General features: G+C 54.7%; 20 protein-coding genes, 2 tRNA genes and 2 rRNA genes (1 of these 24 cut by a window edge). 16 read left to right on the top strand and 8 right to left on the bottom strand.

The window, feature by feature from the left end; all coding sequences use genetic code 11:
- From JQC75_RS18690 to JQC75_RS18670, 5 genes are all read left to right on the top strand, one after another.
- A 23S ribosomal RNA gene (locus JQC75_RS18690) occupies nucleotides 1–2,759 on the top strand (it extends 135 nt beyond the left edge of the window).
- A 145-nt stretch (nucleotides 2,760–2,904) separates the two neighbouring features.
- Nucleotides 2,905–3,020: ribosomal RNA gene (gene rrf, locus JQC75_RS18685) — 5S ribosomal RNA — on the top strand.
- Nucleotides 3,021–3,043: 23 nt separating this feature from the next.
- Nucleotides 3,044–3,120, top strand: a tRNA-Asp gene (locus tag JQC75_RS18680).
- A gap of 61 nt (nucleotides 3,121–3,181) precedes the next feature.
- Nucleotides 3,182–3,274, top strand: a tRNA-Asp gene (locus JQC75_RS18675).
- Between the two features lie 219 nt (nucleotides 3,275–3,493).
- The gene (locus tag JQC75_RS18670; protein ID WP_203325508.1) at nucleotides 3,494–4,756 is read left to right on the top strand and encodes a mechanosensitive ion channel family protein; all 1,263 of its coding nucleotides are present in this window, start codon (nucleotides 3,494–3,496) and stop codon (nucleotides 4,754–4,756) included.
- Here JQC75_RS18670 and JQC75_RS18665 read toward each other — a convergent pair.
- From JQC75_RS18665 to JQC75_RS18650, 4 genes are all read right to left on the bottom strand, one after another.
- Complete coding sequence (locus JQC75_RS18665) at nucleotides 4,746–5,369, bottom strand: LysE family translocator (protein ID WP_203325507.1); 624 nt, start codon at nucleotides 5,367–5,369, stop codon at nucleotides 4,746–4,748. The genes JQC75_RS18670 and JQC75_RS18665 overlap by 11 nt on opposite strands.
- A 62-nt stretch (nucleotides 5,370–5,431) precedes the next feature.
- Nucleotides 5,432–6,007: a lysophospholipid acyltransferase family protein gene (locus JQC75_RS18660; RefSeq protein WP_203325506.1), complete on the bottom strand. Its 576-nt coding sequence runs from the start codon at nucleotides 6,005–6,007 to the stop codon at nucleotides 5,432–5,434.
- A gap of 43 nt (nucleotides 6,008–6,050) precedes the next feature.
- On the bottom strand, nucleotides 6,051–6,812 hold the full coding sequence (locus tag JQC75_RS18655; protein ID WP_203325505.1) for an NRDE family protein: 762 nt from the start codon (nucleotides 6,810–6,812) through the stop codon (nucleotides 6,051–6,053).
- A 71-nt stretch (nucleotides 6,813–6,883) separates the two neighbouring features.
- Complete coding sequence (locus JQC75_RS18650; RefSeq protein ID WP_203325504.1) at nucleotides 6,884–8,410, bottom strand: ZIP family metal transporter; 1,527 nt, start codon at nucleotides 8,408–8,410, stop codon at nucleotides 6,884–6,886.
- A gap of 387 nt (nucleotides 8,411–8,797) precedes the next feature.
- Here JQC75_RS18650 and JQC75_RS18645 point away from each other — a divergent pair, with 387 nt between their 5' ends.
- The 4 genes from JQC75_RS18645 to JQC75_RS18630 all read left to right on the top strand — a co-directional run bounded on the left by JQC75_RS18645 (nucleotide 8,798) and on the right by JQC75_RS18630 (nucleotide 16,874).
- Nucleotides 8,798–10,927, top strand: coding sequence for a sensor domain-containing protein (locus tag JQC75_RS18645; protein WP_203325503.1), 2,130 nt, complete (start codon nucleotides 8,798–8,800; stop codon nucleotides 10,925–10,927).
- A gap of 83 nt (nucleotides 10,928–11,010) precedes the next feature.
- The gene (locus JQC75_RS18640) at nucleotides 11,011–11,607 is read left to right on the top strand and encodes a YhgN family NAAT transporter (protein ID WP_203325502.1); all 597 of its coding nucleotides are present in this window, start codon (nucleotides 11,011–11,013) and stop codon (nucleotides 11,605–11,607) included.
- Nucleotides 11,608–11,675: 68 nt separating this feature from the next.
- Nucleotides 11,676–13,853: an MGH1-like glycoside hydrolase domain-containing protein gene (locus JQC75_RS18635; protein WP_203325501.1), complete on the top strand. Its 2,178-nt coding sequence runs from the start codon at nucleotides 11,676–11,678 to the stop codon at nucleotides 13,851–13,853.
- Between the two features lie 210 nt (nucleotides 13,854–14,063).
- Nucleotides 14,064–16,874, top strand: coding sequence for an immune inhibitor A domain-containing protein (locus JQC75_RS18630; RefSeq protein WP_203325500.1), 2,811 nt, complete (start codon nucleotides 14,064–14,066; stop codon nucleotides 16,872–16,874).
- A gap of 109 nt (nucleotides 16,875–16,983) precedes the next feature.
- Here the strand turns inward: JQC75_RS18630 and JQC75_RS18625 are convergent, their stop codons facing one another.
- On the bottom strand, nucleotides 16,984–17,520 hold the full coding sequence (locus JQC75_RS18625; RefSeq protein WP_203325499.1) for a dihydrofolate reductase family protein: 537 nt from the start codon (nucleotides 17,518–17,520) through the stop codon (nucleotides 16,984–16,986).
- A gap of 15 nt (nucleotides 17,521–17,535) precedes the next feature.
- A complete protein-coding gene (locus tag JQC75_RS18620) occupies nucleotides 17,536–18,099 on the bottom strand; it encodes a chorismate--pyruvate lyase family protein (RefSeq protein WP_203325498.1) in 564 nt (187 codons plus the stop codon).
- A gap of 155 nt (nucleotides 18,100–18,254) precedes the next feature.
- Between JQC75_RS18620 and JQC75_RS18615 the strand changes: the two genes are divergently transcribed.
- The gene (locus JQC75_RS18615; RefSeq protein ID WP_380797052.1) at nucleotides 18,255–18,611 is read left to right on the top strand and encodes a flagellar basal body-associated protein FliL; all 357 of its coding nucleotides are present in this window, start codon (nucleotides 18,255–18,257) and stop codon (nucleotides 18,609–18,611) included.
- 19 nt (nucleotides 18,612–18,630) lie between these two features.
- Nucleotides 18,631–19,581, top strand: coding sequence for a 23S rRNA (adenine(1618)-N(6))-methyltransferase RlmF (rlmF, locus tag JQC75_RS18610; RefSeq protein ID WP_203325496.1), 951 nt, complete (start codon nucleotides 18,631–18,633; stop codon nucleotides 19,579–19,581).
- On the opposite strand, the gene JQC75_RS18605 is transcribed toward rlmF, so the two are convergent.
- Both JQC75_RS18605 and JQC75_RS18600 read right to left on the bottom strand, forming a co-directional pair.
- A complete protein-coding gene (locus JQC75_RS18605) occupies nucleotides 19,582–20,490 on the bottom strand; it encodes a helix-turn-helix transcriptional regulator (RefSeq protein ID WP_203325495.1) in 909 nt (302 codons plus the stop codon). It lies immediately after the preceding gene.
- The gene (locus JQC75_RS18600; protein WP_203325494.1) at nucleotides 20,490–21,338 is read right to left on the bottom strand and encodes a formate dehydrogenase accessory sulfurtransferase FdhD; all 849 of its coding nucleotides are present in this window, start codon (nucleotides 21,336–21,338) and stop codon (nucleotides 20,490–20,492) included. The genes JQC75_RS18605 and JQC75_RS18600 overlap by 1 nt, the downstream gene beginning before the upstream one ends.
- A gap of 277 nt (nucleotides 21,339–21,615) precedes the next feature.
- On the opposite strand from JQC75_RS18600, the gene JQC75_RS18595 reads away from it, so the two are divergent.
- The 5 genes from JQC75_RS18595 to JQC75_RS18575 all read left to right on the top strand — a co-directional run bounded on the left by JQC75_RS18595 (nucleotide 21,616) and on the right by JQC75_RS18575 (nucleotide 25,462).
- On the top strand, nucleotides 21,616–22,074 hold the full coding sequence (locus JQC75_RS18595; RefSeq protein ID WP_203325493.1) for a DUF3305 domain-containing protein: 459 nt from the start codon (nucleotides 21,616–21,618) through the stop codon (nucleotides 22,072–22,074).
- Complete coding sequence (locus tag JQC75_RS18590) at nucleotides 22,074–22,703, top strand: DUF3306 domain-containing protein (RefSeq protein WP_203325492.1); 630 nt, start codon at nucleotides 22,074–22,076, stop codon at nucleotides 22,701–22,703. The genes JQC75_RS18595 and JQC75_RS18590 overlap by 1 nt, the downstream gene beginning before the upstream one ends.
- A 133-nt stretch (nucleotides 22,704–22,836) precedes the next feature.
- Nucleotides 22,837–24,501, top strand: a complete 1,665-nt coding sequence (locus JQC75_RS18585; protein ID WP_203325491.1) for a 4Fe-4S binding protein — start codon at nucleotides 22,837–22,839, stop codon at nucleotides 24,499–24,501.
- Between the two features lie 10 nt (nucleotides 24,502–24,511).
- Nucleotides 24,512–25,177, top strand: a complete 666-nt coding sequence (locus tag JQC75_RS18580) for a TorD/DmsD family molecular chaperone (protein ID WP_203325490.1) — start codon at nucleotides 24,512–24,514, stop codon at nucleotides 25,175–25,177.
- A gap of 90 nt (nucleotides 25,178–25,267) precedes the next feature.
- Complete coding sequence (locus tag JQC75_RS18575) at nucleotides 25,268–25,462, top strand: twin-arginine translocation signal domain-containing protein (protein ID WP_203325489.1); 195 nt, start codon at nucleotides 25,268–25,270, stop codon at nucleotides 25,460–25,462.
- The last annotated feature ends 10 nt before the right edge of the window (nucleotides 25,463–25,472 follow it).

The raw sequence follows: 25,472 nt of genomic DNA, 5'->3' as shown, positions 1-25,472 counted from the left end.
CATAAGCTGTCATCACTACATGAATACATAGTGTAGTGAGGCGAACGAGGGGAACTGAAACATCTAAGTACCCTCAGGAAAAGAAATCAACCGAGATTCCCTCAGTAGCGGCGAGCGAACGGGGATTAGCCCTTAAGTCTTCGGGGTGTTAGTGGAATGGTCTGGAAAGTCCAACGGTACAGGGTGATAGTCCCGTACACGACAACTAACCAAAGATGAAATCGAGTAAGGCGGCACACGTGATATGTTGTCTGAATATGGGGGGACCATCCTCCAAGGCTAAATACTCCTGACTGACCGATAGTGAACCAGTACCGTGAGGGAAAGGCGAAAAGAACCCCTGTGAGGGGAGTGAAATAGAACCTGAAACCGTATACGTACAAGCAGTGGGAGCGGTTCTTGAGACCGTGACTGCGTACCTTTTGTATAATGGGTCAGCGACTTACGTTTTGTAGCGAGGTTAAGCGAATAGCGGAGCCGTAGGGAAACCGAGTGTTAACTGCGCGTTTAGTTGCAAGGCGTAGACCCGAAACCCGGTGATCTAGCCATGGGCAGGTTGAAGGTTGAGTAACATCAACTGGAGGACCGAACCGACTAATGTTGAAAAATTAGCGGATGACTTGTGGCTGGGGGTGAAAGGCCAATCAAACCGGGAGATATCTGGTTCTCCTCGAAAGCTATTTAGGTAGCGCCTCGGACGAACACCTTTGGGGGTAGAGCACTGTTAAGGCTAGGGGGTCATCCCGACTTACCAACCCTTTGCAAACTCCGAATACCAAAGAGTGCTATCCGGGAGACAGACGGCGGGTGCTAACGTCCGTCGTCAAAAGGGAAACAACCCAGACCGTCAGCTAAGGTCCCAAAGTAATTGCTAAGTGGGAAACGATGTGGGAAGGCTTAGACAGCTAGGATGTTGGCTTAGAAGCAGCCATCATTTAAAGAAAGCGTAATAGCTCACTAGTCGAGTCGGCCTGCGCGGAAGATGTAACGGGGCTAAGCAATTCACCGAAGCTACGGGTGTGCACGATAACGTGTACGCGGTAGAGGAGCGTTCTGTAAGCCGTTGAAGGTGAAGGGGTAACCCACACTGGAGGTATCAGAAGTGCGAATGCTGACATGAGTAACGATAAAGGGGGTGAAAAACCCCCTCGCCGAAAGACCAAGGGTTCCTGTCCAACGTTAATCGGGGCAGGGTGAGTCGACCCCTAAGGCGAGGCCGAAAGGCGTAGTCGATGGGAAACGGGTTAATATTCCCGTACTTCTGCTAACTGCGATGGAGAGACGGAGAAGGCTAGGCCAGCACGGCGTTGGTTGTCCGTGTTTAAGGTGGTAGGTAGTGTGCTTAGGCAAATCCGGGCACACATATACCGAGAGCTGATGACGAGGTGCTACGGCACTGAAGTGGTTGATGCCATGCTTCCAGGAAAATCTTCTAAGCTTCAGGTTAGCAGGAATCGTACCCCAAACCGACACAGGTGGTCGGGTAGAGAATACCAAGGCGCTTGAGAGAACTCGGCTGAAGGAACTAGGCAAAATGGTACCGTAACTTCGGGAGAAGGTACGCTGCTGTTGGTGACGGGACTTGCTCCCTGAGCTGACGGCAGTCGCAGATACCAGGTGGCTGCAACTGTTTATCAAAAACACAGCACTGTGCAAACTCGCAAGAGGAAGTATACGGTGTGACGCCTGCCCGGTGCCGGAAGGTTAATTGATTGGGTTATCGCAAGAGAAGCTCATGATCGAAGCCCCGGTAAACGGCGGCCGTAACTATAACGGTCCTAAGGTAGCGAAATTCCTTGTCGGGTAAGTTCCGACCTGCACGAATGGCGTAATGATGGCCACGCTGTCTCCAGCCGAGACTCAGTGAAGTTGAAATTGCGGTGAAGATGCCGTATACCCGCGGCTAGACGGAAAGACCCCGTGAACCTTTACTATAGCTTGGCACTGAACATTGACCCTACATGTGTAGGATAGGTGGGAGACTTTGAAGCGGGAACGCCAGTTCTCGTGGAGTCGACCTTGAAATACCACCCTTGTAGTGTTGATGTTCTAACCTCGGTCCGTGAATCCGGACTAGGGACAGTGCCTGGTGGGTAGTTTGACTGGGGCGGTCTCCTCCCAAAGAGTAACGGAGGAGCACGAAGGTTGGCTAAACACGGTCGGACATCGTGTGGTTAGTGTAATGGCACAAGCCAGCTTAACTGCGAGACAGACACGTCGAGCAGGTACGAAAGTAGGTCATAGTGATCCGGTGGTTCTGCATGGAAGGGCCATCGCTCAACGGATAAAAGGTACTCCGGGGATAACAGGCTGATACCGCCCAAGAGTTCATATCGACGGCGGTGTTTGGCACCTCGATGTCGGCTCATCACATCCTGGGGCTGAAGTCGGTCCCAAGGGTATGGCTGTTCGCCATTTAAAGTGGTACGCGAGCTGGGTTCAGAACGTCGTGAGACAGTTCGGTCCCTATCTGCCGTGGGCGTTGGAAGATTGAGGGGGGTTGCTCCTAGTACGAGAGGACCGGAGTGAACGAACCGCTGGTGTTCGGGTTGTCATGCCAATGGCATTGCCCGGTAGCTACGTTCGGAATCGATAACCGCTGAAAGCATCTAAGCGGGAAGCGAGCCCCAAGATGAGTCTTCCCTTGGACCTTGAGTCCACTGAAGAGCCGTCCGAGACCAGGACGTTGATAGGCAGGGTGTGTAAGCGTTGTGAGGCGTTGAGCTAACCTGTACTAATGACTCGTGCGGCTTAACCATACAACCCAGATGGGTTTTGACTGATGGTTAAAGTAGATAGTCTTGAAGAAACCAGACTTGATTGAAGTGATAACTCAAGCTCAATAAGCGCATCAGCTTTCTAAATTGCATGTTCTTGCTGAGAAGCGAGGGCATAACGAATTTGCTTGGTGACAATAGCATTGTGGAACCACCTGATCCCATTCCGAACTCAGAAGTGAAACGCAATCGCGCCGATGGTAGTGTGGGGTCTCCCCATGTGAGAGTAGGTCATTGCCAAGCGCCTAATTTGGGCCTAGCCCAAAGGAGCGGTAGTTCAGTTGGTTAGAATACCGGCCTGTCACGCCGGGGGTCGCGGGTTCGAGTCCCGTCCGCTCCGCCAACTTAAGACGAAAGCCTCTGCAGCAATGCAGAGGCTTTTTTCTATCTGAAAACAAATTGCAGTAGCGCGATAGTTCAGTTGGTTAGCTTCTTTATCAGAGAAAGCCGGCCTGTCACGCCGGGGGTCGCGGGTTCGAGTCCCGTCCGCTCCGCCAACATAAAGATGAAAGCTTCTGCATGCTCTTGTAAATATGAGTGCAGGGGCTTTTTTCGTTATGTCGCCTTTCTAAATAATGGTGCCTTTTCATTTTCCCCATATAGCGCCCTTCCAATCCTTCGACACCTCTGTTTGCCTGATTTTGTGTTCTGTCATCCGTCGTGTGCGGTTTGAATGTTACACTCGGGTTTTATTGAATATTTGCCGGGATATGACAGTGGATCAGGAATACAGAAACGAACTGGTGAATTGGCTTACTTCGATGGGACTGCGGCCAGAAGACTCGCAGGGCATCTCGATGATTGCCATGTTGGGTGTTTCTTTCGTCATTGCTGCGATTGCTTATCTGATAGTTCGCCGCGGTGTAGTGAAGGCCATGAACCTGGTCATCCAGCGTTCCAGTGTGACCTGGGACGATGTGTTTATGAAGTACAAGGTACTGGAAAAGCTGTCCATGCTGGTACCTGCCATGGTGTTGGATTTATTGCTGCCCATAGTGCTGGCTGAGCACAAACTGTTAGCGAATCTGGCAGACCGGCTTATCAATGTGGCCTTGGTAATACTGCTCATCAGGGCTATTTATTCGGCACTGGACGCTGTGAATGAAATCGCTGAAATCCGCGATGTCAGCCGCCGTTTACCGGTAAAAAGTGTGGTGCAGTTGATAAAGCTGTTCCTGTTCTTTGTTGGGGTGATTATCGGTATCTCGGTGCTTGCCGATCAGTCTCCGGTCATCTTCCTTTCCGGTTTGGGTGTGGCGACTGGTTTGGTGATGTTGGTGTTCAAGGACACTATTCTGGGCTTTGTGGCGGGTATACAGCTTGCCGCCAACCGTATGGTGAGCAAGGGTGACTGGATCCAGATGGATAAGTACGGCGCCGATGGTGCCGTGGAAGAAGTATCACTCACCACGGTGAAGGTACGTAACTGGGACAATACCCTGACCATGATTCCGGCCTATGCCCTGGTATCCGATGCTTTCCGTAACTGGCGTGGTATGTCTGAGTCTGGCGGTCGTCGTATCAAGCGGGCGCTGAATATCGATATCAACAGCATACGTTTTCTGACTGAGGAAGACAGGGTGCGACTGTCGCGCATCAATTATCTGAAAGATTACCTCCCCCGTAAGATAATTGAGGTCACAGAAGCCAATGCGGGCATTGCCGATATTGATGTACCTGTAAATGGCAGGCGCCTGACCAATGTGGGCACCTTCCGGGCCTATTTAACGGAATACCTGCGTCACCATGACAAGGTGCATAAAGAGATGACCTTGATGGTGCGTCAATTAGCGCCCACCACCGAAGGTTTGCCACTGGAGCTTTATATCTTCACCAACGACACCCGCTGGGTGGTGTACGAAGGCATCCAGGCTGACATTTTTGACCACATCTTTGCGATTCTGCCGGAGTTTGGTTTGACGGCATTCCAAAACCCCACCGGGGAAGATATTCGCAGTTTGCGGCCGGTTAATTCTTGATAGCCAGCAGGGCGGCGAGGCTGACAAAGACGCCGCCACTGGTTCTGTCGAACCAATGCAGACGATTGCTGGCACTGAGCTTGGGTGCCAGCAAGCTGGCTAGACTGGCGTAAATCATCACAAAACTGAAGTCCACTATGGCCCAACTGCCCGCCAGTATCGCCAGCTGAGGCCCCTGAGGGGCACTTACATCGATAAACTGAGGAAACAACGCCGCGAAAAACAGCAAGTCTTTGGGATTACTGATCCCAACCAGAAACGCCTGCCGAAACAAATCCCTGCCCCGTCCTTTACCTTTTGGGGACTCAAGTTTGAATTCACTTGGTTGAGGCTTGGTCAGCAGCAGACGGATCCCCAGATACAACAGGTAGGCGGCTCCACACCACTTGAGCAGTACAAAACCATATTCGGTTGCGGCCAGCAGGGCACCGAGGCCTGCTGCTGACGCCAGCATTAAGCAGAGGGCGGCGAGTACACTACCAAGGGCCGTTGATAACGCGCGTCTTTTACCAAAGTGCATACCGTGGGACATGGACAGCATGGCCATGGGGCCGGGAGAGATGGCAATCAGCAAAATGGCGGCGAGGTAAAGAAGGAAGGTATCCAGACTCATGGGATTGTATACAAAAATAAGATTGGCCGAACTATAGCCAGTTCGGCCGTCGCAGGCAAAGGCTATTTAGCGCCCTGGTCTTTTTCCGAGGGCACATAATCCGGGATCTGCTTGGGAAACCGACCTTTGATCCTGCGATAAAATGCGATGATGGCGTTCATATCGGCCTGCATGTCGCCTGTGGTGGCTCTTGGTGGCGCGATGACCACTTTACGCTGGGCAAAATCCAGCCCAACTGTCACGATAGGTACTTGGGCCTTTACTGCAATATGGTAAAACCCCGTCTTCCAACGATTCACGTTGCTGCGGGTACCCTCAGGTGCCAGCGCCAGTTTGAACTCCTTATCGTCTTCAAATAGGCTGCTTACTGCATCCACCAGGTTGTTGTTCTTGCGTCTGTCAACCGGACTGCCGCCAATGGCGCGGAAAAACCATCCCCAGGGGGGAATAAACAGTTGGTGCTTACCCAAAAAGTGAATGCGTTCGCCCAGGGCGCCGCGGGCCATGACGCCAACGATAAAGTCCCAGTTACTGGTGTGTGGGGCTACTGTCATGATGTAGCTTGGCAGGGCGGGTAATTCGCCCTCGAAGCGCCAGCCGGTGAGTTTCATCAGTAAGCGGCAAAAAGCATTAAACATGATGTGAATTCTTGTTGTTGGTTTTCAAAGATTTTAGCGTTAATCAGCGGTCGCTGCCTACGGTAAAACGATCTGTCCCCAGTATTCGCCCCTTGCCATCGTACCTCACCTCGGTGAATTCCTGCTGCCCTGCCTTATTAACGAGTAATAGACTTGTTGAGCGGGTGCCGTATTCCTCATGACGTATGTATATGGATGAGAGGCGTCGCTCCCATTCGAGGCTGACCCCGGTTTGTGGCAAATTGCTGTCGTCGGGTTTGGACTCGTCCCTCATCATTTCAAGCAATAATGCTTCATCCGGTTTCCCTGGTTGGTTGACCAAAGCCTCCAGCGCCTGCTGCCCACTGGCCATCTTGGGCCAGATATCGTCCATGGCACCATTGCTGATGGCGTGGCAGCCGGGAGCCAGCTCGGTCAGTTCCTGCTTCAGGCTGTTGAAACAAAAGAAACGCTGATCTTCACCAAACACCAGATTGAAAGGGTTGTAATTGGCCGCGTGGGTCATCAGCCAGGGAGCGAAATTGTCAGGGTCTTGCAGGTATCTGGGAATGAGTTCCCCCCGGCTTGCGCGGTTGTCACTGTGGTGCTGAGGACTGCGAATATTGGTCAGGGCCGCTACCCGCCCCAATCTGTGGGTGCCAAGCCAGGTACCGCCGGCCAACAGGTCCTGACCGGCCAGAATGTGATTATCGGGAGCCCAAAAGTGTGCCGGTGCCGTGGGTCTGTGATGAAACTCATCCCGATTGGCACAGAGGATCAGCGGGTAATCGGGGTTTACCCCAAGGGCCATAAAAAGAATGCACATAGACAATGATGGTCAGTCGATGATTCAGTCAGCCTAACCAGCAATGGCCACTTTGAACAGTCTTTTCAACGTCAGTGGTGGTGATGCCCATGTGGGTGGTGATGGGCTTGGGTCTCGCGTCCATGCCACAAGCGGCGCAGAAATTTACGCGGTCCAAGGCGCATCAGGCTGGCAGCAAAAAGCAGAGCCAGCAGCGCCAGCGCAACCCATTCCACATCGTGTGGCAGGTGCAGCAGGGAGGACGCTTCCGGGGCAAGTTGTGCACTCACCACCATGAGGATGCCAAGCAGTGCCAGGGCGCCAGTTTTAACAGGCAGTGACATGACTGAAAGCTGTCTCAGACTTAACCAGGGCGCCGCGAGCAAGGCCAGTAACACAGCGGGTGCTGACCAGCCGCTGTATGCCAGCGACATGGCAAGCACAGCACCGCCCAGATTGCAAAAGCGCATGGGCAGCAGCACCACCACAAGAACGGCCACTTGCAGCCAGGGATTGCTCAGGGGAACCGAAGGGTGACCGATAAGATTGGCAAGTACCAGACTGAGCAGCACCCAGGGTGCACTGCGGTCGACCAGGTGGCTGAACCCAAATGTGAAAGCGTTAGAAGGGGTCTTACCGTGGGGATCGACGGGCTTGACCTCAGCTGTGCTGAAGAGGGTACCCAGCAGCAACAGTCCCACCGCCTGCGCCAGCGCATACACAGGACCAAGCATCCAGGCGGTGACCACAAGCGCTTCCGGCCCGGCAAGGCGCTGCAGCCAAGCCAGGGCGGTATTGGATGTGCCCGGCGTTATGCCCAAGCCAAATCTGAACGCGGCAACGGCGTAGGCCAGTAAGAGCGCCGGGGAAAGCTGCATTAACCAGTGCAGCAGTTGCTCGCTGCTATGATGTTCGTGGTCATGGCCACCGTCTGCCACGGCCAACAGCACAAAAAGCAGTGCCATACCCAGCAGACTGCCAATACCAGCCTGGTACTCGTGGCGATTGTCATCGCTTGAAGACTGGCCATGGGGTTGATGCAATACCACGTGCAGGATAGAGCCGGTGACAAAGGCTTGCAGATAAACGGTATTTTCGAGGCTCAGTTGCTCGATGATATGGGCGCCGCCAAAGTATCCCAATGCGGTCAGCAGCATCATGGAAAACAGTATTATCAGGGTCCAACGGGCGCCTATCTGCGGCTTGAGCAGCCACCAGATGGCCAGTCCCACCGGTAAGCGGTGTAATACCACGCCCAGCGCCAGCAGGGCTGTGCCATTGCCCTGACTTGCCAGAACCATGGCGCCGCCATCTGTGATGGTATGCAGCATCAGGCCACCGATGCCCAACATCAGCGTCAGGTTATGGGTCAGTTCTGAATAGCGATGAAATAATTTTTCACTGGCTGTTGGGCCCCACAGACCCAGCACCACAAACAGCAGAGACAACACCCCACCGTGCGCAAGCAGCTCGGGCAGAATGTGGATGAGCACCAGCCCACCGAGGGAAACAAAGATAAAGCCGTCCAGCCCCTTCTGCAGCCCATTGCCGTTGGCAATCAGGCGATAACACAGAGGGCCCAGTAGAAGGGCGATGCAGCTGGCAAGCAGATAGAACATGGATTTCCGGTGCGGTGTGAAAAACGCTGTAGTATACCAGTTGCCAGCTAAATGAGCAGCGACCATTTCGTTATTTACCATTGGGTAGCGTCACTTTCGCCGCGCCGCGCCCCTCTTCTGGGATGGCTGCCAAGTCAATAGCCGCTCGCTTGACCGATCTGAATGGATTTATGAAGGGACCGGGCCAATTATATTGGTGAATAAAAATTAAACTGAAGATTCTCAGCGGCTTTGGATTATCCGAACCTATACTCTTGATAAATGTCTGCCTTAAGGATTCTGATGCACTGGGGAAGGGTTTTGCATTTGCAGTTCATACACTCGTCGGCACTGACGGGTAGTTGGGAAGATTGAGCAGACAACCCGCCGTAATGCGTTAGCAACGTAATGATAAATAACAATCTTTTTAGTGACCTGATTGAGTATGTTCCAGTGGGGATTGTCGTCCATGGTCCTCAGTCAGAAATTCTGTTCGCCAATAACAAGGCAGCTGAAATCCTTGGCCTGAGCACTGCGCAGATGCTGGGGAAGGTTGCTATTGACCCCGCATGGCGGTTCGACTTTCCCGATGGGACCCCATTGAGCCTTGCTGATTACCCGGTAAACCGGGTGCTTAAGTGCAAGGAAGGGGTATGGGGAATGATTCTGAAGGTGCACAGGCCTGTTGCTAAGGATATTGCCTGGGTATTGTGTAACGCCTTTCCGAGTATCGGCAAGGACGGCGAAGTGTTGCAGGTCATTACGTGTTTTACCGATATCTCAGCGCTTAAGCATGCCGAAGAGGCCCTGATAGCCTCCGAAGAGCGCTTGAATCTGATGCTGCAGGGTGCCAATGACGCGGCATGGGATTGGGATCTTCGTCAACACAGCGTTTACTACTCTCCCAGGTGGTGGCAGATGCTCGGTAGAGAACCCGACGAGCTTGAACCCACTGAGGACTTGTTGATTAAGCTGCTGCACCCGGACGATTATCAAAAAGTAATAGATAAAATGAATGGGTTAATTGATAGCACCGGCCCATCTGCCTTTGAGACCGAATTCAGATTGCAGACCAAGTCGGGCAATTACTTACCCGTGCTTTGCCGGGGCGTCATTCTCCGGGGCGCCGATGGCACACCGCTGCGCATGTCTGGCACCAATATGGATTTAACCGAGCGCAAAGCATCTGAAGCGCAAATTTATCAATTGGCCTATTACGATGTGTTGACCGGTCTGGCCAACCGAACCTTGTTAATGGAGCGTCTCAAGGCTGCAATCGCACTCTGTGAGCGCAGTAAGCAGATTGGTGCGCTCTTTATTATCGATCTTGATAACTTCAAAATTCTCAACGACACCATGGGTCATGATGTCGGCGATGAGTTATTGAAAATGGTGGCTGAGCGTCTGCTTCAAGCGGTTCGAAGCTGTGACCTGGTCGCCCGATTGGGTGGCGATGAGTTTGTGATTGTTATGGAAAATCTGGCCATTGATGAGCGGGGAGCAGCGCTTAAAGCCAAATCGGTTGGCCAAAAGGTCCGGGGCTTATTGAACGACCCTTTTATGTTGGCGGGCAAGCAGGTACGAACCTCACCCAGCATTGGGATAGCCTTGTTCGCCGAGGGCCGTCCTGGCTTGGAAGAGCTCCTCAAACAGGCGGATGTGGCCATGTATCAGGCAAAGGAAGCAGGCAAGAATGCGTTGCGTTTCTTCGATCCGGCGATGCAGGCTGCGGTTGAGGAGCGGGTTGCGCTGGAAAATGATTTACGTAACGGAGTGTTGGATAACGAGTTCAGACTTTTCTGCCAACCCCAGGTGGACGCAAGTGGCAGGCTCTGTGGTGGCGAAGTGTTGATCCGCTGGCAGCACCCGGTACGAGGCCTGGTTATGCCTAACCAGTTTATCCCTTTGGCTGAGCAAACCGACCTGATCATACCTATTGGGGAATGGGTATTGCGCAGGACTTGTGAGACCTTGGTTGAATGGGAGAGTCATCCGAGCCTGAAACAAATCTCGCTGTCGGTTAACGTCAGTGTGAATCAGGTTCGAGCCCACAATTTTGTTGAACGGGTATTGGCAATAATTGATGACTGCGGCGCCAACCCTGCGCGCATCATGCTGGAATTAACCGAAAGTTTGATGGCTGAGAATGTTGAGGAAATCATCTTCAAGATGAATGCTCTGCGAGTGCGAGGGGTTCGCTTTTCAGTAGATGATTTTGGTACAGGCTATTCCTCTCTCAGTTACCTTAAACGCTTCCCCTTATCTGAGCTCAAAATTGACCAGTCCTTTGTCAGAGAAATAGCTTCAAATCAACATGATGCAGTAATTACCGAGATTATTATTACACTGGCTAAAAAGCTGGGCCTGGGTGTGCTGGCTGAAGGGGTTGAAACCGAAGAGCAATTAAATTTCTTATTGGCCCATGATTGCAGCTATTTCCAGGGCTATTTGTTCGGCAAGCCCTGTGCAATTGAGCTGTTCGGTAGCAGCTTTATGGATCTGATGGAGCCCGTCAGCAGACATGTCAGACAAGGCTAATCATTCGTAAACTTGCATTTCGCAGTCGCTGTAATAGCGATTACAATGGTCCCCACTTTGGCATTTTTCGATAACTAATTGCTATGGATATATTTTCTGCTGCAGTCATGTTGTTCTTGATCATGGATCCCCTCGGCAATCTGCCGATTTTTGCCTCTATTTTGCGGCATATCGATCCCAAAAAACGTCGTAAGGTGCTGATCCGTGAACTGCTGTTTGCGCTCATCATCATGCTGATGTTTCTTTTCGCCGGTGAAGCCATACTCAATTTCCTTAACCTGCGTTCCGAGTCTGTGAGTATCGCCGGGGGCATCATTCTGTTCCTGATTGCGATCAAGATGATTTTCCCAAGTCCGGGAGGCGTAACAGGTCTGCCGGCAGGTGAAGAGCCCTTTATCGTGCCCATGGCAATTCCGCTGATGGCTGGCCCCTCGATTCTGGCGGCATTGATTCTGCTGGCACACACAGACAGCAGCCGTATGCTGGACTGGACCATAGCTCTTGTGTCTGCCTGGGCCGTAAGTGCATTTATTTTGATGTTTTACAAAGGCTTCACCCGCATACTCGGTGAGAAAGGCTTAACCGCAGTCGAGCGTTTGATGGGCATGGTGCTGGTGATGATCTCGGTGCAAATGTTCCTCGATGGCGTGGCCAATTACCTCAATAAAGCGGTTAGCTGAAACCCTTCCTTGCCAGTGATGGGTGAGAATGCGATTATCTGGATATTGTATCCAAACAAATAAAGCCTATGTATTCCTGCCTGTTGTTTTGCGCCCTGGGGTTACCCGGGGCGGATCTCTTGCCCTATCAAGGTGTGCCTCTCTCAGCCGAATCCCGTGATACTCGCGGCAATCTTAGTATTCCGGCTGTCTACACCGACAGCGGGGCCTGGCATGGTTTTCATCTGCCGGACGAGCGCCATGGGGGCAGCTTTCCCGGCCCGTTAATCATCGCACAGGAATACAGCCTGCATCTGGCTTCCGCCATTGAAGCTGTGACAGTTAGCCGCGATGGCGCGCATTTGTTGCCTCAGCAGGCCCGCCTGCACACGCAAAGTCTGCCGTGGGGTCTGTTTCAACGTTTGAGCTGGCAAGGGGCTGAGCTTGAAATGTCCCTCGAATACTTCAACAGCCGCACCGCTATCGTCACTACCAGGGTCATCAACACGGGGAATTTGCCACAAACCCTGACGCTTGAGTGGCATGGGACTCCCTTTGATACACACAATTCACAGCCATTGCTCCAGGCGCCTCAGTTGCAGTCCACCGAGTCCGGGGCGCAGATTCGCTGGGCATTGCTGCCGGCAAGGGATACCTGGAACCGCCTTATTGACGGGGCTTCCTACCAACTGGATTTTGAAGGCGGGCGAGAGGCCAGCCTGGAGGACGATAAGGGCTACCGTGTTAAAGCCGAAGTGCATCTGGCCCCCAATGAAAGTCAGAATTTCCGCACTGCCCACAGCTATTTTCACACAGAGCAGGAAGCCGCAGCCGGTCATTTCCTGTGGGCCGACGTCGCACCTGCGTTAACAGCAAACCGGGCTCGCTGGCAGCATCGCTTTGCCTTGCTTAAGCCATCCGGTGACCCAGCGCTGGACAGGGCTGCGGCCAAAGCCGTCATGACCCTTGCCCACAATTGGCGCTCGGCGGCTGGCGCCCTGAAGCGGGATGCAGTCACACCTTCCATCAGCTACAAGTGGTTCAATGGCGTTTGGGCCTGGGACAGCTGGAAGCAGGCGGTGGCGCTGGCAAGATTCGATACGGCACTGGCAAAGTCCAATGTTGAGGCCATGTTCGACTATCAATTCAGTGCCGATGACCCTGTCAGACCTCAGGATGCCGGCAATCTTCCCGATGCCATTTTTTATAATATGGGGCCAGAGCGAGGCGGGGATGGTGGCAACTGGAACGAGCGCAATGGCAAACCTCCCCTCGCGGCCTGGGCCGTGTGGGAGATCCACAATCAGGCGCCTGATCTGGATTTTATCAAGCACATGTACCCCAAACTGGTGGCTTATCATCAGTGGTGGTATCGCAACAGGGATCATAATGGCAATGGTCTGGCGGAATACGGTGCCAATGCCCATCCCGCTCATCTCCATGATGGCAAGGCCAATCCCAAGGCCATCCTTGAGGCCGCAGCCTGGGAGTCGGGCATGGACAATGCGCCGCGATTCGATGAGCGAGACACTCTTAAAGTGCTCGAAAATCGCGCTGCCGATGGCCGGTTGCTGGGGTATTCCCTCAGCCAGGAGAGTGTGGACCTTAATGCTTATCTCTTTGCAGAGAAACGTTTTCTGGCCACGCTTGCCGATGCGCTTGGGGATGCTGACGATGCCAAAGCCTGGCGCGCTGACGCCGATGCTCTGGGTAAACAGATCCGGGAGCAAATGTGGGATGAGTCCAGTGGTTTCTTTTACGACCTGGATAGCCTGACAGGCAAGCCGCTGCTCGGCACAGGCAAGGGCGTTGAAGGCTGGATCCCGTTGTGGGCCGGTGTCGCCACTCAGCAACAGGCCGATGTGATGATAAGGCGCCAGTTGTCGGCCGACACTTTTGGCACCCTGATCCCATTTCCCACCGTGAGTGCCGATAACGGCGCTTTTGCGCCGGCCAAATACTGGCGCGGCCCCGTATGGCTGGATCAGCTGTATTTTGCGCTGGTGGGGCTGGAAAAGTACGGTGCTGAAGATAAGGCCAAAGCCCTGGCGAACAGGCTCTTTACCCAGGGCCAAGGGATACTGGGCCAGGCGCCGATACGGGAAAACTATCAGCCGCTGACGGGTGAGGGACTCCATGCCACCAATTTCAGTTGGTCTGCTTCGGTGATTCTGTTGGCGCATCAACAGTGGTTGCTTGAGGCGGGCTCTCAAGCACCGCTTTCTGATAGGCAAACCCAAAAGCCTATTTTGCTGAATCTTCCCTGAATGGCTCGCAGATATTGACCCACGAGCATTGAGACAAGACTGGGGGACTGTTAATGTTCTGTTCCCAAGCTGTTGCTTTGTTGGTTGTGGCCCAGCGTAAGTACCGCACCCAGACATGCACGGGTGCAACTACTACAATGGGAACATTCCCTGAAGTCTCGGGGTCGAAGTAAAAGGTCGTCGCAGCCCGGCCGGAAAGGAAGGTCATCAATGGTCACAAGATTCAATACACCCAAGCTGTGTGCCTTGGGGATTCTGCTGGCGCTGGCCGGTGGTCAGGCGCTGGCAGCGCCCACAGTGGGTTCACCGGCCGACAGTGGCGTCATCAATAAAGAGCGCGTGCTTTACTGGCTTATCAAGCGTGGTGAAATAGCCGAAGACGCCAGCGACGAAGCCAAAGCAGCCGCGGTTGCCGCCTTTGTGGCCCGGGCCAAGTCGTCCACTCCTGCGATGGCGCAAATCAAAGCTCAGGAGCAAAGTCTTGCCAGCAAGGCGCGTTATGCCCAAAAGCTTCGCAGCCAATATTTGCAGGTGGATGACGCCGATGTCACCAAAACTGTAAAGGTACTCGGCGTGTTGGTGGATTTTCCGGATCTGCCCTACAACGATAACCGCCTGACCCCGGGTGATACCGACATGTATTACCCCAGCTATCCGGCGATTCACTATTCCCAGTTGCTGTTTTCTGCTTCCGGTTTTACCGGGCCGTCCAATCAGACGCTGATTTCCGGGTTTCAATATTTTCAGCAGGCTTCCGGTAATACCTTCTTCTTTACCGGCACAGTCCGTGACTGGGTGCGGGCCGACAACAACGCCGCCTACTACGGTGGTAACGATCCCAGCAACGAAGATAACGACAAAGCCGTGCCCGAATTGGTGTTGGAGGCCGTAACCAAGGCCGTGGTCGGAATGAGCGCTTCAGAGCTTGCCAGCTATGACGTGGAAGATCCATACGACATTAACGGTAACGGCAACCTCAACGAACCAGACGGTATCATCGACCACATCATGCTGTTCCATTCCAGCATCGGTGAAGAAGCCGGTGGTGGCGTGCTCGGCGCCGACGCTATCTGGTCACACAGATTCTTCATCAAGAGTGACCCCAATGCATACGGCAAGGCCATTGCGGGCACCAACCTGAGAGCCTATGGTTACACGGTGCAGCCGATAGATGCCGCTGCCGGGGTGTGTACTCACGAATTTGGCCATGATCTTGGTTTGCCGGATGAATACGACTACGACCCGGACGGTGAGGGCTCGCCTGTGGGCAGCTGGTCTCTGATGTCCGGCGGAAGCTGGACCGGCACAGTGGCCGGGTCTGAGCCGGTGGGCTTCAGTCCTTATGCGCGCTCGTTCCTGCAGCGTGAGTACAAGGGCAAATGGGTTAACGAACAGGAAATCAGTCTCGATAGCCTCGATTCTGCCGGTACCGATTTTAATCTGGTGGAAGGGGTCAATGCCAACGGCGTTAACCAGCTGTCACTTAAGGTGCCCAGTGAGCCGCTGCCGTTCAAGGCGCCCTATGCCGGCGACTATCAGTACTACTCCCATCAGGGACATAAGCTGAACAACGCCATGTCCTTTAACGTGACCTTGCCATTAGTGGATTCACTCACGTTGAAAATGCGCGCCCATTGGGACATTGAGTTCGACTTCGACTACATGCAGGTGCTGGTGGATGGTACGCCTATTCCGGGCAACCACACCAAGGCCACCAGTTATTACGACGCAGGGCGCCATGTCATTACCGGTAATTCCGCAAATATTGTGGGAAACGAAGGCCCCAATCACTGGGTTGAACTCACATACGATCTCAGCGCTTACAAGGGCATGAGCAAGCAGATCAGCATAGTGTACAAAACCGATGAGTTTGAGGGGGGGTATGGTATTGCCATCGACAATCTGTCCATTGCGTCCGGCAGCGAGACCCTCTACAGCGACGATGCCGAAACCAGCGACAAGATGATGTTGGCGGGCTTTGTTCGCACCACGGATACCCGTCCGGGGAACGATCGCCGCTACCTTGTCCAGCTGCGCAGCCAAAATGGCATCGACAAGGGGTTGGCAAGCCATGGTTACAGTCCCGGTGTGCTGGTATGGTTTGAAAACTTCGATTACAGCGATAACAACACCACAGAACACCCCGGCTATGGCCTGATTGGGGTAGTGGATGCCGACCAAAACCTGATTGGCACCCGTGGCACAGAGGTGCAAATTCGCGATGCGGCCTTCAGCATCCGTCAGCAAACAGCTTATGTCGGTGATACGCACTTAAGCCCGGTGAGTTTGTTTGATGACTCATTGGATTACAGTGCGCCGCTTAAGCCGCAGGCGGGCATGATTTTGCCAGAGCTTGGCCTGACCATGGAAGTCATCCAACTGGCCACCAACAACAGCACTGCGACTGTGCGACTGAAGAAACACGACGGCAGCGTGCCTGAGCCCACAGCCATAAAAGCAAGTGTTGGCGTGACGTTCTCCGGTGCTACTGCGAACTTTACCAGCACTGTCACAGGTGGCGACGGTAACTACAGCTACTTCTGGGACTTTGGCAATGGCGCCAGTTCGACACAGGCCAATCCGAGCTATACCTATGGCAATACCGGAACCTATGAGGTCAGCCTGACGGTGACCGATGGCACTGGTGAAGGCGTGATTGTCACCCAGCAATTGTCGGTAACTGTGCCTTTAACGGCGAGCTTCAGTCAGAGCGTCAGTCAGTTAACGGTCCGCTTCACCAACAGCAGCAGCGGCGGTGACGGTAATTTGAGCTACGCCTGGAATTTCGGTGATGGTCAAAGCAGCAATCAAGCGTCTCCAAGCCACACCTATGCCGCGGCGGGCAGCTACACGGTGAGCCTGACAGTAACCGATGGCAAAGGCGTAACGGCTACCCGCAGCGCCAGCGTATCTGTTACCGCGCCTTCGGTGACCCCGTCCGACGGCGGTTCAGGCGGAGGCAGCCTGGGTTGGCTGGCACTGCTGGCACTGGGCTTTGCAGGCGTTGCACGTCGCCGCTGAAGTTAAGCCTTAACAACGAAAACGCCCCTTTATGGGGCGTTTTTTACGGGCTGATTTGCTGCGTTTTAAAGCGTTTGGCGGCGCAGCCATCAATTTTGTCCTGCTTGGTTCAATCGCGTTTACGGCGGTAGTGGCTCTTCACCATGGCATCCAGCAGCACCTGGGTACTGAGATGTTCAAAGGTCTGGGTCGATGCCAATTCGGCAAACAGCGGCGTGCCGCCGCCGAGCACAATTGGCAGGCGGGTGATGATAAGCTCATCAATCAGATTGGCCGCCATAAAGCTCTGTACGGTTTTGCCGCCGTCAATGTAAAGCTGCTGAAAACCACGTCCATTGAGCATGGCGACCAGCGAAGCCAAGTCGCCGCTGACGAGTTCCGCTTTGTCTGCGTGGCTTGGCGGGATCTCACTCAGGCTGTTACTGAGTACGAATACCGGCACCGGGTAGGGCCAGTCCATATCGAAGTTGCACACCGTCTCGAAGGTGGTGCGCCCCATCACTATGGCGTCTATGCCTGCTAAAAATTCACTCCAGCCAAAATCGAGCCCATCGGGATTAGGAACGGTGTGCAGCCAATCCAGACCGCCATGTTTATCGGCGATAAAACCATCGAGACTGGTTGCGATATAAACGATATTGGCCATCTTCACGCTCCGTGATCACTGGTTGCTGAGGATGATGTCCATCGCCGCAGGCAGGAAAATTTCGCTCACGGTCAGCTCTTCACCTTCGCAGCCGAAGTAGCGCCGACGGCCCCATAATCGACCTTGGACATTTTGTCCCAGGCTGGCCGCAAGGCTCGCCAGGGTGCCGCAGGATTGGAAACCGGCCACTTCGATGCGCCCCGGAGTAAAGTGGTCACTGGAGAATAACAGTTCGCCCAATGGACGGTCGCCAAGGCCGGTGAGTTCATCGCCGCAGCGCGCCAGTAAAGACTCGGGCACCAGGGTGCGGGCAAATACCCAGGGGGTGCCATCGAGGATAAGCAACACTTCGCGCACCCAGGCCTGGGGCAATTGGCTCTCGTTCGGGGCGGTTTGCAGCAGGGCTTCACCCAGCACTTTCACTTCAAAATGGTGGCAATGGGACTTGAGTTTGGCGGTCAGACTACCGGTGGCCAATAGCCATTCGGTCAGGGGCGTGGCGGGCAGGGCCTCAAGGTCGTCCGGGGCAAACCAGCGGATGGATTCGCCGTAAGGAAAACTGAGACTGGTCACACTCATGGGTTGCTCGCTACAATAGAAAAGTACAACGGCCCAAGTCTATCATGTTGATGTGGCTGTCGATAGTTGGCGACCGGACGCATATCCGTTCACAAGGAGTTCAGGTTTTGATGAAGTACTTACTCACTCTGGTATTACTGGTAATCTCTCTTGGTATGCCCGCCTGGGCTGAAGAGGAAAAAAAACTGGAAGAATATGCCTATTACGGCTTTGAGCCGGAAATAGTCACCAACTATATTTCCAATCGCAAAAAGCTGGGTTTTGTGCGCATCAGCGTTGAGCTGATGGTGAAAAATCCCGATGATCTCATTCAGATTGAGCGCCACGACCCGCTGCTTCGAGCCGCCATTATCGAAATCCTCGGCAATCAGCCGGAAGAGAAGATAAAGTCACTCACCGGCCGTGAAGAGATTCGCCGTGAATGCTATGCCGCCGTTAACCGACTCATTGAAGGTGAAACAGGCAAGGCTCTGATAGTCAACCTGCTTTTCACCCGATACCTGTACGATTGAAGGCTAAAGGCGGCGCCGGATGGCGCCGTTTTTCTCTGCTATGACCTCAAAAATGACCCAATCCAAGGGGCTGCATCCAGCCAATGCCCATCGCGATGGCTATGATTTTCAGGCGCTGATGGTAAGCCATCCTCCGCTGAAACCCTTTGTGCGCCCCAATGCCTATGGCAATCTGTCCATCGACTTTGCCCGCCATGAGGCGGTGAAGGCGCTCAACTGCGCCCTCCTGAAACACCACTATGGCATCAGCCGCTGGGATATTCCCAAAGGCTTTTTGTGCCCCCCAATCCCGGGACGGGTAGATTACCTGCATCATCTTGAAGATCTGCTCAGGCAAACGCCGGGAGCCGAGGGGTTACCCTTGCTTGACATAGGCACGGGAGCCAACGGTATTTACGCACTGCTGGCGGCGAGCCGTTTCGGCCGGGCCGTGGTGGCCACAGACATCGCCAAGGCATCGCTCACCAATGTGGCGGCCATACTGAAAGCCAATCCAGGGCTTGAGAAGCTCATTAGTCTGCGCTTTCAAAGCAATGCCAGGCATATCCTCACCGGGGTGACCCAGAGTCATGAGCGCTTTGCCGCTTGTGTATGTAACCCGCCGTTTCATGCCAGTGCCGCCGAAGCGGCCTCGGGTACTAACCGTAAACTCGAAGGTTTAGCCAAGAGTCGTGGTCAGCGCCACGTCAGTGGGCAAGGCAAGCCGCAGACGCTCAATTTTGGTGGTCAGGATGCCGAGCTGTGGTGCGATGGTGGTGAACGCAGCTTTTTGATGCGCCTGATAGATGAAAGCGCCCGTGAGCCGGGCCTGTGCCTGTGGTTTACTACCCTGGTTTCAAAAGGGGATAACCTGCGCCCTTGCAAGCGTCGTTTGGCGCAGCGTGGTGCCAGCGAAGTCAAGGTGATAGAAATGCAGCAAGGGCAAAAGATCACCCGGATACTGGCCTGGCGCTTTGAAACCGGCGCCTGATCACTGTCCCTGGGACCAGAGCAGTTGCCCGGCGCCGCTTAAGTCGTAGCCGCCCAACATTGCCGCGACCTGGCGGGTGTCGGGAGCGGTAAGCATGCCCAGCAGTTGTTGCAGTTGGCGGCGAAAATAAATGCCCTGCGACATCACAAAATCAAACGACTCGGTCAGCAGTGGCACGAAGGCCAGGCCGCTTTCTTTGGCCACCGCCTGGCAGCCAAAGCCGATATCGGCATCTTCCCGTGCAATATAGCCTGCCAGCTCCCGTTCACTGAAGGCGGTAAAACGCACATCCAGATCCGTTACCGCCATACCCGTCGTCATCAACCAATGTTCCAGATGCTGCTGGCTGCCTGCGCCATTCTGGCGTTTTACCCAGCGCAGCGGCTGGGCAAAGAGTTCTGTCTGATCCTGCACCCTGTGGTGCATATCAGGCCGCACTATCAGCCCCTGAGCCCGTTTATAGCCATGTACCAGTATCCATTGCTGGTGGTTTTGGTATCCCTTGAGCAGCCCGGTATGACGGATTTTGCGTTCATCAAAACTGCCCCAGTGCAGGGTGCAGACATCGGCATAGCCTTTGGCTAGCAGTTCCAGTCCCAGGCGTGAGCCAGTGGCGCTGTAGCTGACCAGTTCACGACTGCCCACCTTGCCCATGAGCCTGGCAACCAGCATCGACAGCAAGGGGTCATCGCTGCCGGTGATAATAAGCCGGTCGGTGAGCATGCCACTGTGGCAGGAGTCCATTACCCACCTGTCAATAAGCACCTTTGGAAACAACCACTTGCCCGTTACCTTGGTGGCGGGCAAGATACGGTCATTGGCCATGGCATAGACCTTCTTCTCATTGAGGTCCAAGTATTCGGCCACCTGTTTGGCGCTCATGTAAACCAGCTGCACTTCGTCGGTCATTATCCTTGTCCTGTCTTCCCTGGGGTGGCATTAAAATCGATGGTCTCTGCGCCGTGATACACCAAAAAGTGGCGTCCTTTGGCTCGGGCAATGAGGGTTATTCCGAGTTGTTGGGCCAGCTCCAGCCCCATTTGGGTCACGCCGCTGCGGGACAGCAGCACGGGTATGCCCATTTTGGCCACCTTGATAACCATCTCCGAGGTTAAGCGGCCTGTGGTATAGAAAATCTTGTCGCTGCCTGCCTCGCCCTTGAGCCACATTTCGCCCGCGAGTGTGTCTACCGCATTGTGGCGGCCCACGTCCTCCACAAAGGAGCGTATCTGCTCACCTTCACACAGGCCACAGCCATGCACGGCGCCGGCATTTTTGTAGGTGTCGTTGTAGTCGTTGATGTTACGCAGCAGCCCGTACAGGGTGCTTTGTTTGAGACTGGGCACCGGCAGTTTGATGTCGTCGAGCCCGGCCATCAGGTCGCCGTAAACCGTGCCCTGACCACAGCCGGTGGTAACGGTTTTTTCCGATAATTTTTTATCAAGGTCTTCGGTTTGCTCGCGGGTGATGATGGCTGCCGAGTTGACCGCCCAATCCACAATCACCGACTCCAGCTGCGCCAGGTCTTTAATAAATCCCTGGTTTTTCATGTACCCAAGGGCCAGCGCTTCGGGGCGGGCGCCGAGAGTCATCAGGGTGACTATGGGGCGCCAATTGAGGTAAAGGGTTAAGGGGCGTTCACAGGCTATCTGCTTGTCGAGCACGGCGCCTGTCTCGTCCACGGCGGTCACGGCAATGGTTAAGGGTGCCTCAGCACTGGTTTTGATAAAGCGGGTATGGGGTGTTGCAGCCGTCATGGCGAACCTCAAAGGGAGAACGTGCCCAGATGCTTAGCAAGTATCGTACCCGACCGGATTCTGTGATCTGCCACTGCAGTTTTCCAAGGGTATTTCCATTGAACGTGTTGTTATGTCCCACTCGTTCTGCACTCTGGGACAAATTGTCCTATAAATACCAAGGATTTGATGATCCACTTCAAACTTCTTCCGCCCTGCGGCTGGCACCCTTTTTGCAGTCTGGGGTGAAGAGCCGGTGCGGGCTCTCTGGCCGCACCCAACCCAGAGGAATGAGAAGATGCAACACACCCAAAGCGTTTGGCCCATGTATGTGTCGCTCAAAAAAGTTGAAAAACAGGTGGGACGATGGACCTCCTCCACCTGGGAGCTGGATTCGGTGGTCCCGGCCAGCCAGGCAAGCGAAGGAGAAGGGCAGCTGGTGCTGCTTGAGTTGTATCTGGATGAGCGTGCAAGTTATCGCCTGAATCTGGATATGGATAATCCCATGCTGTACATCGTTTGTGATGAATTGGCAGACGGCACCTGGGTGCCGGCCAGTATCAGCGCCGATCAAAATGTGGCCGCCGGATGCCTGGAGGGAGATACCCCGGTGCTGAACATGGCCATGCCCGAAGCCGTCGCCTGCTGGATTGAAGCCTTTATTACCCGTCACGGCGAAGTGGAAATCAGCGCCCACCGCCGCAAACACGTTAACCGCCGCAAGGAACTGGCAGAAGCAAACGCCAGGAGGTCCTGATGAACGATACCTCCCGTGGTTTCCTGGGGCGCTGGCAAGCCCGGCGCGATGCGGTGGCGGCTGAAGAGGCCGCGGAACTTGCCAACATTCCTGCTCAGAGTGCGGAGCCAGAGGCGCTGCCGACGGTTGATTCAGCTGAGCTCGCCGACGAGCCAAGGGCTGCGGCACCTGATACTTCAGAGGGTATCGATGCTGAGGCCGACGCCGGGTTGCCCCCGGAGCCCCTGCCGGATCCCGATGCCATCGAAGTGGGTGGCAGCTTTGCCCGCTTTATGTCCACCGATGTGGACCCTCTGACCCGCACGGCCGCCCTGCGCGCCCTGTGGAAGCAGCCCCAATACAACCATATCGATGGCCTGATTGAGTATGCACTCGATTATTCCAATCAGCCCAAACTGAGCGCCGATGCATCGATAGAGCTGGCGAAAAAGGTGTTCAGGCACGTGATGGAAGCCAGTAACGAAGAGGAAGACCCTCAGACTGCCGCACAGTCGGTTCCCGAGGGCGAGACACAGGCGTGCACAGAGGACAATTTGCCTGAGGAGGTACAGCAGTTGTCCCAAAATGACCTGGAGGAGGCCACTGAGGTGGAGCACCCTGTCGCTCAGGGTCAGTATAACCGAGTTTAATGTCCACAAAACTGGTATGTGAATTGCTGTAATTAAGGCGGTCAGGTGGCGCAAGTTGCGCAAAATAAACAAAAAAACACCAACCCTTACGTACAGAAACAGCCAAAGAACTGTTCAGGAACGCAACGTGAGCATGACAGAGACAACACGCAGGGCCAGACACGCGGATATCCGCAGTCAGGTACTGGCCCAAACCCGGATCCTCGGGAACCTGATTCCACCCACGGTGAGTTATTCCACCGAGGGACACGTCCTTATTCTCGGTGCCGAGGACTTGGCCCGTCTGGCCGCAGACAAACTGTCTGCCATGGCGAGTCGGGTCATACTGGCCACCGATGATATTTCCAGTCAGGATGAGGCTCACCTTGAGCGGGTGATGAATGCCGCGTCCGATGTCGAGAGTTATTACAACAAGCTGGTGTCCATCAAGGGCTTTCTTGGCCAGTTTCAGGCCACTGTGGAGCAAAATGGCACCCAGGCGCAGCTGTCTGCCGTGGCGATTCGTCGCCCCCACTTCGACATAGTGCTCGACCTGTCCATTGAACCTGCCATCCAGTTGGAAATGCTGCCACCCGGCTATTTTCACGTGGGGCAGGACGAGGCCAAACTGGCAGACGCGCTGACGCAAATCCCCGAGCTGGTGGGCCAATTCGACAAGCCCCGATATGTGAAGGTGAATGCCGACCTGTGCGCCCATAACCGCAATGGTCTCAATGGCTGTAACCGTTGCCTCAATTTCTGCCCCGCCGATGCCATTCAGAGCGTGGAAAAGAAAATCGAAATTGACCCTTACCTGTGTCACGGCGCCGGCAGCTGTACCAATGCCTGTCCAACGGGCGCCATCAGTTACGATTTGCCCAATCCCCAGGCGCTGCACAGCTTTCTCAACAAGCTGGTTTCACGTTTTCGCGATGAAGCCCTCGAAGCTCCAGTGATCCTGTTCCACGACCAGAATCAGGGCGCCGCCCTCATTAATAGCGCCTTGCCCGGCGAGGTGCTGCCGGTGGCACTGGAAGAAATTACCGTGGCTTCCATGGATCATTGGCTGGCCGCACTGGCGTGGGGGGCACGCGAAGTGCTGGTGCTGAACACCCAGGCCACTGCGCCCACGCTCACCGCCATGCTCAAGGGCGAAATTGCGCTGGCTTGCCGTATTTTGGCTGAAATGGGGCAGCCTGCCCGGGTACGTCTGATAGACGAGGCCGAGCTGGCAGATTTGGAGCCCTCACTCGACATCAGCCTGGATTGGCCTGTCACGGTTCCCGCTGCCTTTGGTAGCGGCAGCAAGCGCGACACCCTGTTCGCCGCCATCGACCACCTCAACAGCCAGGCTGCCGACATCAACAGCATACTGCCCATGGGCAATATCCCCTTCGGCAAGGTCACAGTCGCCACAGATAACTGCACCCTGTGTATGTCCTGTGTGGCTATTTGTCCCACCGCAGCCCTCAAGGATGGCGGTGATGAGCCCAAGCTGCTGTTTACCGAACAAAACTGTGTGCAGTGTGGCCTCTGTGAAGCCGCCTGCCCCGAAAAGGTCATCAGCCTGGTGCCCCAGGTGAATTTTGATGCCCCCAGCCGTCAGGCTGCCAGGGTGCTCAAGGAAGAAAAACCTTTTGAGTGTGTGCGCTGCGGCGCGCCCTTTGCGACCCAATCCATGGTGCACCGGATGCTGGATATGGTGGGCATGCACTCGGCATTTTCGGCCAACATCGAACGACTCAAGATGTGTGGCGATTGCCGCGTGAAAGACATGTTTGAAGACATTCTTCAAGATCCGGAAAAGCAACTGAGATAAGAGACGCGCTATGACCCAAGCTATTCGACAAGTATCAGAAAACGATCAGTTCCGGGCAGACATTTACCAGTTGTTGGCGGCACTGCTGCGCCGCGCCCCCTCAGCCGAACTGCTGGCCTTTTTACAGGGACTGGAAGTTGAGGATGAACTGGATAACGACATGACCCGCGCCTGGGCGGCTATCAAGCTGGCCGCCGGCCAGTTCACTCCGGCGCAGCTGGAAGACGAGTATTTCGCGCTGTTTCTCGGCGTGGGCTGCGGCGAAATCCTGCCCTATGGCAGCTGGTTTATGACCGGGTCCCTGATGGACACGCCGCTGGCGCTCTTGCGTCAGGACCTGGCCCAGATGGGCTTTGAGCGCGAAGAAAACGTTAAGGAACCCGAAGACCACGTGGCAGCCCTGTGTGAAGTCATGGGCGTGCTTATTCTCGAAGCCCCCGGTTATCGCCAGCTGGCCTTCTATCAGCGCCATATCGGCAGCTGGATAGACCGCTTCTGTGATGCGGTGGCCAAGGCGCCCAGTGCGGCCTTTTACGCCACAGTTGCCCAGCTTGCCAAGGCATTCTTTGCCGTGGAAGCCAACGAGTTTGAACAGTTGAGTCTGGATATTCCGGTGAATTGTCCGGGCTCAGCCGAGATTGCCCCCGCCAGTCAGGAAGCGGTTGAAGTTCATTAATTCCGACAGGCAGGACAAGAAACCGGCGGCGAGAGCCGCCACAAAAAGCAGCCCGGCCCCGGCCGGGTACGATAACAACAAGGAGACAACATGAAGAAGCAAGCTTCCGAAATGAGTCGTCGCGAACTGCTCAAGGCGCTGGCCATTGGCGGTGGTGCCGTGGCTGCGGCCACAGTAGCCGGCAGTGCCTCTGCAGCCCCAACCGAAGCCGTACCAGAAGCGCAAAGCGACAAGTACCGCGAGACAGAACATATCCGCAACTACTACGCCACCCTGCGCAACTGAGCCAGGTAAC

It is taken from the genome of Shewanella litorisediminis (genome assembly GCF_016834455.1).
Classification (GTDB): domain Bacteria; phylum Pseudomonadota; class Gammaproteobacteria; order Enterobacterales; family Shewanellaceae; genus Shewanella; species Shewanella litorisediminis.
This window is presented reverse-complemented; position numbering and strand designations above follow the sequence as displayed.